The 14,955-nt window shown below is 38.3% G+C and carries 10 protein-coding genes; 2 read left to right on the top strand and 8 right to left on the bottom strand.

The window, feature by feature from the left end; genetic code table 11:
• Positions 1 to 84: 84 nt before the first annotated feature.
• Positions 85 to 1,296, top strand: coding sequence for a BaiN/RdsA family NAD(P)/FAD-dependent oxidoreductase (locus OQE68_RS07555; protein ID WP_180568585.1), 1,212 nt, complete (start codon positions 85 to 87; stop codon positions 1,294 to 1,296).
• A gap of 282 nt (positions 1,297 to 1,578) precedes the next feature.
• Here the strand turns inward: OQE68_RS07555 and pbpC are convergent, their stop codons facing one another.
• The 7 genes from pbpC to OQE68_RS07520 form a co-directional block, all read right to left on the bottom strand.
• Positions 1,579 to 3,879, bottom strand: a complete 2,301-nt coding sequence (gene pbpC, locus OQE68_RS07550) for a penicillin-binding protein 1C (protein ID WP_180568584.1) — start codon at positions 3,877 to 3,879, stop codon at positions 1,579 to 1,581.
• A gap of 62 nt (positions 3,880 to 3,941) precedes the next feature.
• Positions 3,942 to 8,813 carry an alpha-2-macroglobulin family protein gene (locus tag OQE68_RS07545; protein ID WP_255490862.1) on the bottom strand — a complete coding sequence of 1,624 codons (4,872 nt, stop codon included), beginning with the start codon at positions 8,811 to 8,813 and terminating at the stop codon, positions 3,942 to 3,944.
• Between the two features lie 317 nt (positions 8,814 to 9,130).
• Positions 9,131 to 9,661, bottom strand: a complete 531-nt coding sequence (ppa, locus tag OQE68_RS07540) for an inorganic diphosphatase (RefSeq protein ID WP_180568582.1) — start codon at positions 9,659 to 9,661, stop codon at positions 9,131 to 9,133.
• 73 nt (positions 9,662 to 9,734) lie between these two features.
• Positions 9,735 to 10,601 carry a TIGR02285 family protein gene (locus OQE68_RS07535; RefSeq protein ID WP_180568581.1) on the bottom strand — a complete coding sequence of 289 codons (867 nt, stop codon included), beginning with the start codon at positions 10,599 to 10,601 and terminating at the stop codon, positions 9,735 to 9,737.
• 289 nt (positions 10,602 to 10,890) lie between these two features.
• Positions 10,891 to 11,355 (bottom strand): Hsp20 family protein, encoded by a 465-nt coding sequence (locus OQE68_RS07530; RefSeq protein WP_180568580.1) that lies wholly within the window; start codon positions 11,353 to 11,355, stop codon positions 10,891 to 10,893.
• 405 nt (positions 11,356 to 11,760) lie between these two features.
• Positions 11,761 to 11,994 carry a hypothetical protein gene (locus OQE68_RS07525; RefSeq protein ID WP_180568579.1) on the bottom strand — a complete coding sequence of 78 codons (234 nt, stop codon included), beginning with the start codon at positions 11,992 to 11,994 and terminating at the stop codon, positions 11,761 to 11,763.
• Positions 11,995 to 12,233: 239 nt separating this feature from the next.
• On the bottom strand, positions 12,234 to 12,473 hold the full coding sequence (locus OQE68_RS07520; protein WP_180568578.1) for a DUF1127 domain-containing protein: 240 nt from the start codon (positions 12,471 to 12,473) through the stop codon (positions 12,234 to 12,236).
• A gap of 301 nt (positions 12,474 to 12,774) precedes the next feature.
• On the opposite strand from OQE68_RS07520, the gene OQE68_RS07515 reads away from it, so the two are divergent.
• Positions 12,775 to 13,704, top strand: a complete 930-nt coding sequence (locus tag OQE68_RS07515) for a LysR substrate-binding domain-containing protein (protein WP_180568577.1) — start codon at positions 12,775 to 12,777, stop codon at positions 13,702 to 13,704.
• A 7-nt stretch (positions 13,705 to 13,711) separates the two neighbouring features.
• Here the strand turns inward: OQE68_RS07515 and OQE68_RS07510 are convergent, their stop codons facing one another.
• A complete protein-coding gene (locus OQE68_RS07510; protein WP_180568576.1) occupies positions 13,712 to 14,758 on the bottom strand; it encodes an AraC family transcriptional regulator in 1,047 nt (348 codons plus the stop codon).
• Positions 14,759 to 14,955 lie beyond the last annotated feature (197 nt).

Raw genomic sequence — 14,955 nt, 5'->3', positions numbered from 1 at the left:
TTCGTGAAAATAGTGGATATGATGTAAAGAAGTTATATCCTCTTATGATTGGGTAGATAATAGGCTAAAAACGAAGTTATCCAAATGCGTTCAAAAGATATTGTAATAATTGGTGCAGGTGCTGCGGGCTTGATATGTGCGGCTCAGGCTGGAGCCAGAGGTAAGTCCGTACTGGTAATTGACCATGCCAACAAGCCTGGTAAGAAAATTTTAATGTCTGGTGGGGGGCGTTGTAATTTCACCAACCTCTATGTTGAACCTGATTGCTTTTTGTCCAGTAATCCCCATTTTTGTAAATCGGCATTGAAAGGGTATGATCAATGGGCTTTTATTGCTCAGGTCGATCAATATCAGATACCTTGGCATGAAAAAGAAGAAGGCCAGCTATTTTGTGACAATAGCAGTAAAGACATTCTTGATATGTTACTGGCCGACATAACAAAAGTGAATGCTACAGTTGAAGTGCTAACACAGTTAAAATCGGTAGAAAAACAGACTATAGGCTTCAAATTAGGGCTTGAAAAAATAGATAAAAAGAAAAACGTCATTAGTACTGAAGTGATACAGTGTCAGTCACTCGTTATTGCCACAGGAGGGCCTTCAATACCTACCCTGGGGGCAACAGGGTTTGGCTTTCAGCTAGCAGAGCAGTTTGGCCATAAAGTGCATACCTATCGAGCTTCATTGGTTCCATTTACGTGGAATAATGAAGATAAACCTTGGTTTTCTGAGCTATCAGGTATTTCCTTGCCTATTACTGTTACCGCTAAATCTGGCAAACAATTTACTAATCAATTGTTATTTACCCATCGAGGTATCAGTGGTCCAGCTATTTTACAGGTTAGTAATTATTGGCAGCCGGGAGAGTCTGTGAAAATTAATTTATGTCCGAGTGTTGATGTACTAGTAGAGTTAAAAAGGCATCAGCAAACTGATGGTAAGATTCAGTTGAAAACAGTTTTAAATCAATGGTTACCTAAACGGCTTACTGATAAGTTAATGGAACGCTATTTCACTAATAAGAAATTAGCTGAACTGAATAGTAATGAAATGAGTTTGATTGCAAACCAGTTAAATCACTGGCACTTCATACCAGGAGGTACGGAGGGATATCGCACTGCAGAAGTGACCTTAGGAGGGGTAGATACTAATGATATATCTTCAAAAACTATGGAAAGTAAACTGGTAGCAGGCTTATATTTTATTGGTGAAGTGTTGGATGTAACAGGGCATTTAGGCGGCTTTAACTTCCAATGGGCATGGGCTTCAGGTTATGCGGCAGGGAAGTATGTTTAAATATGAAAATAAATAATAAAGAAAAATATTAGGGAAATAAAATGAATAAAAGGAGTTTAGTTAAATTTTTTCAGTTATTTGTTTGTGCTACTATTGATAGGGTGTGGCACTAGTACTATCTCACTTTATGAAAAGAAGCTTAGATACCTTGGATGAAAATATAAAAATAATTAAGGCAAGCTATTCAGGGCCGGTTGAGCTAGCAGAAGATCTGAAGTGTTTTAACCTTGATTAAGTTTTCTCCTAACAATATCAGATACAAGGAAAATTCCTTGTATCTGATCATAAGTTGACTTTTATCGCTACCATATCAGTGGTACCAAGGCTATCTACTACACTAACCTGGTATTTACCTGCTTTGGTAAACTCATATTGAAAAGCCTGTTTGGGAGTGGTTTTTGCAATTAGCTGACCGTTGATAAACCACAGGTGTTTGCCAATTCCGCCATTAGCTGACAAGTTAATAGCAATTTGTTTAGCTTTAGCTGCAGGAATTAGCGTCTTATCTTTAATGCTATTAATTTGTACACCATTAGCTAGGATGGGCTGTACATTTTTGCAGTCTGGATCAGTAGCAGGAATTAAACGGTGTCGTTGCCATTTTCTAGGTAACCATGGGTCTAACTCTCTAGGCCATAACACAATTTGTTGAAGCTTATAATTGATGCTGGTGCAATTAATGCTAACTCGTTTGCCAGTGTTGGGGTTAATAGGCACATTTAGTTTTAAAGGGTTTTGAATAATGTCTGGGTTGGTTAATGTAGGTGGTACTTGTTTATCTAATACAAAGGCCTGTTTAGTTTGGTAGCAATATTGTTGATTTTTTTTCAGATCTTTTGAAGTACCTAGTGGCCAACAAATAGAGGCTTCGCTGACATTTATAGGGCGTTTTATATAAGGCTTTTTATAAGGAAGTAGCTGATATATTTGCTTTAATAATGGCACGGCTGTGATTCTGCCATGATGGCCTGGCATTGGACTTCCATCTGGTCGGCCTAACCAAACACCAATGGTATAATGATCACTAACGCCAACTGCCCATGCGTCACGAAATCCATAACTAGTGCCTGTTTTCCAAACTAAGGGTAAATAATTAGTCTGATGTGAGTGGTAATTTTGATCAGTTAACATTTGCCTTACAATCCAAGCTGCTCCTGGGCTCATTAAATAACGTTGTTGTAGTGGTTGATCTGCGGTTAGGCGGGGTGTAGCAGCCAGGCCATTCATTGCCAAAGCACGATAACTACCTACTAACTCTTCAAGCTTGATACCAACACCTCCGAGTATAATCGCTAGGTTGGCCTTACTTTGATTAGGGAGATGCAAACCAAGACCAGCATTTTGCAATTGGGCTGCAAAATTTTTTGGTGATAAGTGCTCTAATAATTGTACTGCTGGAATATTTAATGAGCGCTTTAAAGCATCAGTAGCTGATACGGGGCCATGAAACCCTTGGCTGAAGTTTTCTGGCCGGTAGTGCTTATTTAGTCGAGGTGCATCGGTAAGTAAAGACGCGGAATGAATTAACCCTTCATCCAATGCCATAGCATAAGCAAAAGGTTTTAACGTTGAGCCAGGGGAACGAATCGCGGAAATCATATCGACATGGCCTAATCGTTGGGTGTCTGAAAAATCAGCAGAGCCGATATAGGCTTTGGTTGCCATGGTTTCATTATCTACAACTAGAACGGCAGCTGATGTTTTTTTGGGAAGTTGACTTACATAATCTTTAACTACGGTTTCAGCAGTAACTTGTAACTGCCAGTCAACCATGGTTTGTATTTTACTATGTTTTGGTTGAGCTAACCTTCTGGCTAATAAGGGGGCATTTAAATGATGGGCTAGTTTATTGGCATAAACAGGTTCTAGTTTGGCTGATTTAACTCGTTCTTGAGTCCATAATGAAAACTGTTCAAGGCGATTTAAGACTTTATTTCTGGCTTGTTCTGCCCGTTCTGGGTGGCGATCGGGTCTAAGGCGACTAGGTGCTTGAGGCAAAATGGTTAATAAAGCCGCTTCGGCATCGGATAAAAATTGACTAGACTTGCCTAAATAAGCATAACTTGCTGCTTCAATTCCAATAATGGTTCCCCCAAAAGGGGCATTATTTAAATAAATGGTTAAAATCTCTTTTTTGGTTAGGTACCATTCTAATTGCAGTGCGCGAAATATTTGTTTTATTTTGCCTGGTATCGAGCGCTGATGAGGATCAATAATTCTCGCAACCTGCATGGTTAATGTAGAACCACCAGAAATAACTTTCCTATTATTTATGTTTTGCCAAAAAGCACGAACTAATGCAATGGGATTAATTCCAGGATGGGAATAAAAATACTGATCTTCGTAAGCGATTAAAGCAGTCAAGTAGTTTTCTGAAACCTGATTTATAGTAATTGGATATTGCCATTGACCTACTTTATTAGGGAAATTACGTAAAGGTGTACCATCCTCAGCAACAACTACTTGGGTATAGTCAGATGCTTGTGGCAATGTTAGAGGAAAAAGCCAGTCGAGTAGTAAGAAGGCAGGTAATAGCAAAATTGTGACAACTGCTATTAGTTTTGTTAATAGTTTTAGTTTCATATTTTACTTCTGTTTCAACACCCTTTCGCGACCCCCTCCAAGAAGAGAGAGTGCTAAAAGCGTTACTCACTAATAATTTCTAGCTTGTCAGGTGTTTTTCCTATTGCTCTTTTTTCAGGTAGATACATATCTTCAATTAAAGAGGGGGGAACTGCATATTTTCCAGGTGTAACTGCTCTGGTTAAATAAAAGATATGGTAGCTATCGTACGCATAGCCAGTAGTATTGATTGCAGCAACAAAACGATCATCACGGTATTCGACATGATTAAACTCAACATTTTCATGCCACTTAGCAATGGCTTTACCATTAACCTCTATTTGATCAAGTTTTATACTGTGACTAAGGCTTTGGTTTTCTAGTTCTAGTCCTGCTGCTAATAGGTCTACTACTAAAATATCTCGTGAATTGTAGTCACTATTAACCACCAGTTCAGTAATTACCAGATCGCCACTTTTTAATTGGTCAAGTTGAATGGATTGTCCATCTAGGTTGTAGAAGTTACGGTTTACCTCAAGTCCACCGTTACTCATCGGTTTGGGAGGATCAATTGGATAACCACTATAATAAAATGAAGCATATAGCGGTTTATCGGTTTGGCTGGTAATAGTGATTGCCTTGGCTAACTGATCATCTGAAAGTTTATAATAAAAAGCTTGATCAGATTGATGCTCAATTTTTTCTCCAGCAATAGTGATGGTAGCTTGCCAGTCATCTTTATGTGGAAGCAAACTGTAGCCAGCCATAACCAAAGCATTACGCTCTTGAGTGCTTAGGTAATGGCGATTTCTTAGCAGAGTTTGTAATAGATTGACCAGTTTACCATTGGCTTTATCATTAAATTCCAAGCTATTTGCAAGATAAATAGATAAAGCTAAATCCCTTAAGCGACCGCCATAGTTAATATAATATCTATCATCCTTCAGTAAACGGCTTTTAGCTTTTTCCCAAGCCTCGGCAGCACGTTGATGGTCTCCATGTAATTTAAAAGCGGCTGCTAAATGAGAGTAAGTAAGCGCAGCAAAATCCTTATCAGCAATTTTTTGATAAAGGTTTCTCAGGCTACCTAATGGTGCTTTATTGGCTTTTGCCAACACATATCCAGCATAAGCTTTAATGCTAGCATCCCACTGGTTTTTATCATTATAGTAAGTAGTCAAAGTATGTCGGGTTTGAACATATTGGCGTAGCCGGTTTTGGGCATTTTGAATAGCATTCGCTGGTACGGTAAAGCCTTTGCTTTGCGCCAGCATTAAAAAGTCAGTTGCATAAGCAGTGAGCCAGAATTCCTCATGACTGTGGCTATCCCATAGGCCAAAACTGCCATTGGATTTTTGCATGCCTAAAATACGACTAATGCCTTTATTAACTGCTTTTATTTTACTTTCGGCATTTTTAGTTGAAACACCTAGCTGTTGGAAAGCATCTGGCTCAATCAGGGCATGTGGAAAAATACCGCTGGTAGTTTGCTCAAGACAGCCATAAGGATAAGCATTTAACGCATCAATATGTGAGGATATATTCAACGGAGGCATACTATGTAAAGCCAAACGACCGACAGCCGTTCCTTCTAGCCAGTTAAAGCTGTCCGGAGCTAGTGAAACCTGTTGGTTAGGTGCTATTTCAGCAAATTGCTTATTGGCAATCGCTGGATAAGCAGGGCGTGTACCTAATCGCCATTCACGATTAATAGAAAGAGGCTCATCTTGACCTGCAAGCTTAATATTATTGATTGATAGGTTGATAATTCCTTGTCCCATCATTCGTTTAGCTTTTACAGCATAAATTAATTGCGTTTTTGCCTGGTCGGCTAGTCGAATAGTTTGTGATTCTGTTGTGGTTTCAGTTTGAATTGCACCTGTCGTGGCTAGATTAACTGTTAAATCCTGTTGAGCATCTGACAGGTTATGTAAGTCTAATACCAGTTGTGATTGGTCTCCATTAGCTAAAAATCGTGGCATTCCTAGCTGGGTAACTACTGGAGCGGCAATAGTTACTTCTTTTTCAGTAGAACCGAATTGTTCCTCATTAAAAGCAACGGCCATTAAACGAAGCTTGCCATTGAAGTCAGGAATATCCAGAGCAATTTCTGCTTCACCTTGTTCATTGAGTGGCACCAATCCAGAAAATAATGAAACGATTTGTACGACGGTATCTGGTTTTTTTCCTCCTTTTAATAAGTCGCCATCCCCACCATAGCGTAAACTGCCTTTCACTCCCTTGGCTGCTAGCATCAATTGGTTGAATATATCCAGTTGATCAACCTCATAACGCCTTGGGGCAAAAAAGTATTTGTGTGGTTCTGGAGTAATAAAGTTGGTGATATTTAATACACCTACATCAACTGCAGCTAAGGTAACGAAAGCCTGCTTAGCTGGTTGCTGTTGTTTATCAGTAACATTAACTTTAACTTTAAGAGTTTGCTCGGGTAGCTGCTTGGTTGGACTCTGTAATGTTACCTTGAGTTTTTGTTGAGTACGACCCAGAGGAAGATGCTTAAGCCCAACAGCCCTTACAGGAAAGTTGCCTTGTTTAGCGGCTTTACCTGGTTGTACAGCGAGAGCAGACAGGTAGATATTATGCTGTTGCCAATTTTTGGGTAAGTTGAACCTTATTTGGGTACCTGCTGGATCAAACTCAACCATTTGTTTCCATAACAACTGGTCACTTTCAACGCTGACAAAGCCTTTACCTTTTATTGGTGCATAAAGTGTGGCAGTGACTTCATCACCTACCTGATAATGGGGTTTATTAAGTTCAATCTTAATTTGGTCTGGTCGATTACCTAATGTCTCGCCACTTCGCCAAGAGGTTCTAAAGTTATACTGACTAATAGCACCACTAGCAGTATTTTTTATTTCGACACGATAATGGCCCCACTCAATAGGTAATGAAATCTTTGTTTTACCATTATCAGTGGTTGTGACTGGCATATTCAGCAAGTTGACTTGCTCAGCTGTATATTCACTTTGCCAGCCATCATCATTACTAAAATACCAGTGATAATTACGCTCTTCTTTGTAGAAGGTGACTTCTAAGCTTTGGCTGGGTTGTAGTTGGCCTTTGTTATCAACGCTAATGACTTCAAACTCTGCTTGGGTATCATAATCTGGACCATTTTTGCCAAAAAGTGGTCGAAGCCCAACTAGCTGCTTAGTAGGCAATAAATTAAATTGACGTTGTCGAGTGAGAGGACGACCTCCAGACTCATGGACACTTACCTCAAACCTAACAGCTAATGGAGATTTTATTTGTTGCCACTCAGAAACCAAATTGATTTCATACAGTCCTTGGTCATCAAGTACAGCATCTTCTAAGTCAATGTGCTGGTTATATTCGCGATAATTTTCTAGGCCAAAATGATAGTCCTGCCATTGGATAAATGGGTGACGGTTTGGTCGTATCTGTGCCATTGCTGATATTTTATTACCTGTAGCGGGGGCTCCATATAAATATTGTGCATTCGCTGTAAAGGTAATTTCATCTTTAGCTGACGCTAATAATACAGTTGGTTTAAGAGGGTTTCCGCCTAAGTCTAAAGTTAATTTTTCTGGAAGAAACTCTTCAACTTTAATTTTATAAGTGTGTTGGTTGTTGTCATTAGTATGAGCAACAAACTGCCAATCCCCTGTGGGAGCATCTGCAGGTAGCGGAAATGAAAAGCTATAGTAACCAACGGCTTCACTATGCCAGCTGATGTTACTCACAATTCGACCATCAGGTCGCTGTAAACTGGCAGATAATGGCATTTGAGGTAGGGCTTTACCATCGTGGTCTCTTAAAATACCGCTGACTTGCACAGTTTCACCGGGCCTATAAATATCCCTTGGTGAATAAAGAAATAATGTATGAGGCTGGTTGATCTGCTTGCCTGTAGCAAAGTCGCTTAAGTCAAGTGCAGCCTGAGATAGAGGCAAAATGCTGTATTGTTGATTATCACTAGCAATAGCTAGTGCCCCTTCATTACTATCCATCCAGGTGGTAGCAATACCATCATTGTCTGTAGTGATTTGTCTGATAGGCTTATTGTTTTTATCAAAAATAGTAATGCTGATCCGGGTGGCGGGTTTGGCTGAACTAATGTGGCTAGCATAAATGGCAAGTTGTTTTTGATAGCGACGCGCATGCAGTGCTATATCACTCACTGTAAAATAAACACTAGGATTACTGTAGAGCTGACTACCTGCTGCCTTTAATATTGCCATATAAACACCAGGCTTCTTTAAAGCAGGAATATCACCAATTGGCAGGTAGGATACAGTTTGTGTATTAACTTTCGTGTTTAAGTTAAAGCGACCGTTATAAACAAAATCAATATATTTGCTTAGATAGCGATTAAATTGGTAGCTATAGACATTTTTGCGATTGCCATAATTTTTAAGAAACTCAATTAGCTTATTTGGTTTAACTTGATAAAAATCAACAATGACATCATTGGTATTAGTTGCCAGCACTGGTAAACCATCAGTTAAACTAGCAGGTAAGATGAAACCATTGCTTTTAAAGGTAACATGGGCCGGTAAAGGTGGTGTAGTAATTACTTTATCAACAGGGTTAGCTAAGGTTTTATTAATAATATTTGGGAGTGCAGATGAAATAAATACTTGGTACTTATGCTCTGGTAATAGATTTGGAAAATAGAGGGTATTGCCTGTTTTATTAAGAATCCATTTGCCTGTTATCGATTGTCCCGTCTTTTCGTCAATAATGCGTACAAACTGGTTGAGATTTTGCTTGGCGTCAAGAGGTGTACTAAAGGTGATAACTGCCGAGAGGCTACCATTGTATAGTTTGGCTGAGATATTGGAAGCTTGAAACGGAATGGTTTTGTATACACTGACATTATCATTACTTGCTTTCACAACTTGATTTATAGAAAGCAAGTATAAGCTGAGAAAAATGCTAGTTATACACCTTAATTTGAAACTTTTCATTATATGTCCTTGTTAAGCAAATGGGACAAACGGTTTTGCTTCAGTGGATAGTCTCACACTGGGCATATGCTTTGTTATGAAAGCATGACAGAGCTATACGACACTGTTAGGACGCTGCATACGAGTGTTAACAATCCATATAGTGTTTGAACAGTATACTAACAAAAAAATTTGCCATTTCATTGGTTTAAATATGGCAAATTATGGCGGTGAAAAATGATGAGTTGTTAAAAGAGGAGAGCTTCTGAAGAGGAGGTTCATAGCCTGCCTGGTTATTTTACCTGGCGGGCTATGAACATAATAGTGCTGTTTTTTGGTTATTTCTTATACGCTTTTACGGAGTCAAGAATCGCTTGCTTGGCAGCTTCACTACCTTTCCAGCCATCAATTTTTACCCACTTACCTTCTTCAAGATCCTTGTAGTTTTCAAAAAAATGTTCAATTTGCTTAATAAGTAATTCAGGAAGGTCAGTATATTCTTTAACATCTTTATAAAGCGTAGTCAGTTTATCGTGAGGAACTGCTATTAGCTTTGCATCTTCACCACTTTCATCGCTCATGTTTAGTACGCCGACTGGGCGGCAACGCATAACAGAGCCAACGGCTACAGGAAAGGGAGTAACAACTAAAACATCTAGAGGGTCGCCATCATCAGCAAGTGTTTGAGGGATATAGCCGTAGTTAGCTGGATAGAACATTGGGGTGGCGATAAAACGATCAACAAATACCTGGTCACTATCCTTGTCAATCTCATATTTAACGGGCACATTGCTGTTGGCTGGAATTTCAATGGCAACGTAAATATCATTAGGCACATCTTTGCCTGGGGCGATGTCGTTATAGCTCATTTTCAAATGCCTTTAACTCGTTAGACTAGGGCGCGATTATAAAAGCATTAAGGGTATTTAGCCAGTACAAATATTAATCAGTCTTATTGTTTTGTTGAAGTAGGTATTGATTATAATATCGCCTGACTTGGCGGCGTTGCTGCAGTGGATACCACCTTTCAGCAATGTGCCGATAGTGGGCCAGTGGTAGTAACTTATCAATGGCTTGGTTAATTGCTGCTATGGCTTGTTTTCCAAAAGGGCTTCGGCTACAGCCAACATGAGTGAGTAAGTAAGGAGCAATTTCGGTGAGCTGGATCATTTTGAGTTTATCTGCATGGTTGTGCTTATTAGCTACATAGCTTGCAAAATTGGGGTACTCCAAAGTCCAGCCGAAACGATTAGAACTAATAATCTCAAGTAGCTGCTTGGTATTAGCCAAAATAAACTGGGCTTTATTTGTTGAAGATGTGTTTAATATTTGATCTATTGGTTGTCCGAATAGTCGTTTTTGGGGTAATAAACCAATTCGGCTGGTTTGGTTTAAGAACTCAGTTAAGCTAATGGTTTTCGGTGAGCCAAGTGACTGGTATAGGCTTTTAGATACAACCAGTTGTTGAGTAAGTAAAATAGAATTAGGTTTTGAAAAATATAAATATTTTTCTCTATCGGCACTTTTGAGCAGACCAGTAAAACATAAGGGGCGGCCAGACTTTGCTTTAGTGCTAAATTGAGTTAGTGGCATAAAAATGACCTTATGGTCAAAGTTTTTTATTTGCTCGATAAAGGCTTGAATTTGTAAGTCACCAACCCCGAGCCTTTGATCTTCACCATGTACGATGAAATAAGGCTCCCAGTCATTCATGCCCCAGATAATGGCTGACTTATTAGAAGCAAAGCAGGTAGGCAGTATTAAAGCCATCAACCATGCTTGAAGTTGGGCCCAGAATTTGTTTTTCATGGTTGTTGCTATTATTCAACACCTTGTGTGTATTTGGTGGAAAACAATGAGCAATAAATGCTTGTTTTGACGTGCAGTGAAATATTCTGGTTAATGTGGTCAAAAAGTCAAGCTTTTCTGCTTGCTATGAAGATTGTCTGACTTTTAGGTCAAGTATTGTAGGTTGTTTATTGGCTAGTTTGGGTTATTTTTAAACAGACTTTGTGTATGCTCTAGTATCAACAGCTTGTATAACTATACACCGCAAGCCATGGAATTACTCAGGCTTGCGGTAAAAAATAGTTTGGCTTTAGGAGGCTTTTGCTTCAGTTAAAAAAGGTTTGCTCTCAGTCGACTCAATAGCAATTTTCCTTGGTTTCATCGTCTCCGGCACTTCTCGTTCCAGTTCGATATGCAATAACCCATTTTCCAGTCGAGCAGTAATCACTTTTACATGATCAGCTAATTGAAAGCGTCTCTCAAAGTTTCTAGCTGCAATACCTTGGTAGAGGAACGTTTTCTTATTGGTTTCAGTCAGTTTTTTGCCTGAAACACTAAGCGTATTTTGCTCGACTTCAATGTGTAATTCGTCTTGGCTGAATCCGGCCACAGCCATGGATATTTGATATTTATTCTCTTCAATTAACTCAATATTGTAAGGTGGATAAGCCGGTTGGTTTTGCTCTGTTCTAGAGGCATTATCTAACAAAGAAAAGAGCCGATCAAAACCAATTGCAGAGCGGTAGAAAGGTGAAAAGTCATGATTGTTACGCATTTATCATATCCTCGGAATAATAAGCAATATGAAGTTGAGTGTTGATCTTTATATCCTTGTGTAACCTTCCGGTTAGCTAATAGATAAAACAGACTCAACAGTTAAATAAAAGTATTTGCAAAAATACTTTGTTTTTCTGGCAACTCTTAAAAGACCTTGCCATTTGGTTACTACATTGAGTGCATTTATTACTTTGCACTACTTAATGACAGCGTTAATTATAATGGTTAGGAAAGCTGATCTTTTCTCTATTATTAACCAGCTGTAATAAATAGATGGGGGTGAAACGTATTCTTTCAACCCCTCCAAATATAAATTTTTTGTTAATTGACTGGTTGCACTTGGACTGCAAATAGGAAGTAGCGATAGTTAAGTTGAAGATGCATTTTGGGATGTATTTGTGTTTTAGTCGTCAAGCGGGAAGAACCGATTCCCATAGCGATAAAAGCCTAAGTCCCTTAGTTCTTTGTCGGTAAGCTGATTGAATACATGTTCACACCGTTTCATTTTACGGTGTTCTTGTAGTTTGCTTTTTATAATACTAATCAATTGAGATGGACTTACTTTGGTTGTCCCAGGGGGGGTAACCCCTGTGTCGGTTATTTGTGAGCTAAGCTGGCTAGGCTCATGTTTGTTCATAAGACTCCCCTGTTACTATCCCTGTAGAGACTGTATCCTATAGCGGTAATGACTGATGCTTAGTAATAATTACTGTTACTTGTGAAAACGATATGACCAGGATCCTCGTTTAAGCTCATGGTTGATTGCTAATTTGAGCAATAGATAGAAAATTTAGCACAGCTTATTAACTTGCAAATATGAGCTTAAATGGAAATAAATGCATAAATAATATGATGGATATTGCATCATATTTTGTCTTAGTGTTGGTTAAATCGATGTAAAGGAAAAAAATTAGCGCCTTCACGATACCAACCAATATCTTTCAACTGTCGATCACTAAGTTGAGATAGCATTTTATGTGTTTGTCTTCTTTTTAACCAGTGAATAAATTCATGACGAATATTCCTAATTAATTGACCTGTTGTGACCTCTTCAAGTGCTAGGCTACTGAAGCTATCGGATTCTATTTGAGAGTTTTGAGTGTAGTAGTTGTTCATTATATGACTCCGTGCATAAGGCAGGCTCCATGAGAGGGCATATACTGCCATGGGTTAGTGGCTGTTTATTGAACAGATGAAGATAGTTCAGTGACAGTCTTCAGCCAAACCTTATTAATTCAAGTTAATCTAATGTAGTAAACAAGGCTATTACCTGAGTATAAGATGTAAGTATTTGCTAACTATTTAGTCTTTAAAAAACAAAAGGTAATATCAGCTGGAAAAACAATGATGTTAATATTTGTATGAAAAGCCAAATTCTGCAAACGAGTAATTATCATGTTATGGATTAGTATTTCTCATGCATAAAGTTCGTTTAACGCCTACTATGTTAAGTCGTCTTGCCATTTTTGAGGTGGCTGCAAATGAGCTAAGCTTTACTAAAGCTGCTGAGTTACTATTTGTGACTCAAAGTGCTGTTAGCCATCAAATTAAAGCATTAGAGGCTGACTTAAATATTCCTTTATTTATCAGAAAAACAAGAAAATTAATACTTACTAAACAGGGAGAGCTTTTGGCGCAGGCTGTCCGGCACAGCTTATTAGAACTAAGGCATACCTTGAAGCACTTGTCTTCTGTTGTAAATAATAGATTGGTTATATCTTGTACTCCTTCATTTGCTTCTCGTTGTTTACTGCCTAGGCTGTCGGAGTTTCAGCAACGGCATCAAGATGTTGAGGTAGTGGTGGTTGCTGAAGCACGGTCAGTGGATTTACATAAAGAGGACGTAGATGTATGTATACGAATTGGCTATGGTGACTATTCAGGCTTGCTTGTGACAAGAATGACTAATGAGGTCATTATGCCTGTATGTAGCCCTGTCTTATTAAAAGAATTGAAGCCGCCTCTTTCCCTCAAACAATTGAAAAAATTACCGCTTATTGTTGAAAATGCTCAACTTTGGGATATTCCTGAAAAAGAGTGGTCTTTCTTTTTCCAATCTTTTGGTATGGATGTTAAAGTTTCTTCTAAAACACGTTATAGTCATAGTTACTTAGTGTTAGAGGCTGTTATTAGTGGACAAGGTGTTGCATTAAGTCAGTCTACATTGGTGAGGGATGCACTTAAACATAAAATTTTGGTTAAACCTGTTCAAGAAGAAATTGAAACAACAGCAGGCTATTTTCTGTTGTCTCGACCTGATCATGAGAATCCACAGCTGATTGAGTCTTTTAAGGAATGGTTAATTAAACAGGTTAATTTTGAAAATATATCGGGAGTGACTGCATAGACTATTGTCATTTGTGAGGAGTATATGATGACGTACCACTTGCTTTGGTAGCAGGCAGTTCAAGCTCTCGATATTGCTTGGGAGAGAGGCCCGTGACTGCACGAAAGGCATGATTAAAATTTTGCTGACTATTGAAGTAAAGATCAAAAGCTATAGTTTTCACAGGTAGGTTGGTATTTTTTAATAACTTTTTAGCTAGATAAGCAAATGCTTTGCTTGATATTTTTTTATAGCTATTGCCTTCGGCTTGCAATTTTCGTTGTAATGTTCTTTCGCTCATTTTTAATTGGTTGGCCACCTGTTTTACAGGCGTTCGGATAAATTTGGGTTTTTTTAAGAATAAGTCGTACAGATATACGGATAGTGGTGTCGTCTTCTTTCTTACCACTTTTTGTTTATGCACTTCTTCAAGTAACAGCAAGAACAGATCTTCATTATAGTTAGAGTTTTGATAGCTTAATAATGCAGAAGGAAATAGTAATTTAGTTTGGTTCATATCAAAGTAAACAGGGCACTCGAATAGACCTTCATATTGGGTATAGTTGATAGGCGCAGGGTGAGTAAACCAGATTTCATTGATTGTTGGATGTGATCCAATAAACATCTTAATGGCATATACCCAAGAGCTTACTCTTAATTCATCTGCAATATTAATTATATTTACATGGTCGATCAGTTTAGGAGATATGAGTTCACAAGTATTTGAGCGGATGATTAATTCAGGTGGTGCATAAATATCCATAAACTCATTATAATATTGAATAAATACTTGGATAGCCTTGCCTAATGTAGGTGCAGATAGAGCCATTAAACCTACAATATCACAACTACAACACGAGTGATTTTTCATTATATTTAGGTGAAAGCTTGTGTCTCCTGTGATTGCAATAGAACCAAGAATAATGCGTTCAAACTGCTCTCCGTCATAACCACAAATGTGGCCAAAGTTGGTGGGCTTTGAAATACCAATTTCTTTAAAAAAAAACTCCCTATTAATGCCATAATCTTCAAGGGTTAAAAATAAAGATTCAAGATAAGAAGCAGCGACATGCATAATAGTAAATTACTCGCTTTGGCTATACTGTTAACCTCCATGAATATAGAAACTCCTGGCTGTTCTTTGATAATAAGGGGGTTTTTGCATCATGTAAAATCATTGTTACTTATGCCGTGTGAACTGTATTATATTTTTCGGTGATAGTTCTGGCCAACATATTTTGTTAGATATACCCATCGCGAATCATTTTTAGG

Origin of the sequence: Spartinivicinus marinus (genome assembly GCF_026309355.1) — a bacterium.
In the GTDB taxonomy this organism is placed as follows: domain Bacteria; phylum Pseudomonadota; class Gammaproteobacteria; order Pseudomonadales; family Zooshikellaceae; genus Spartinivicinus; species Spartinivicinus marinus.
Note: the sequence above shows the minus strand (reverse complement) of the source record. Positions and strands in the feature narration are given on the sequence as shown.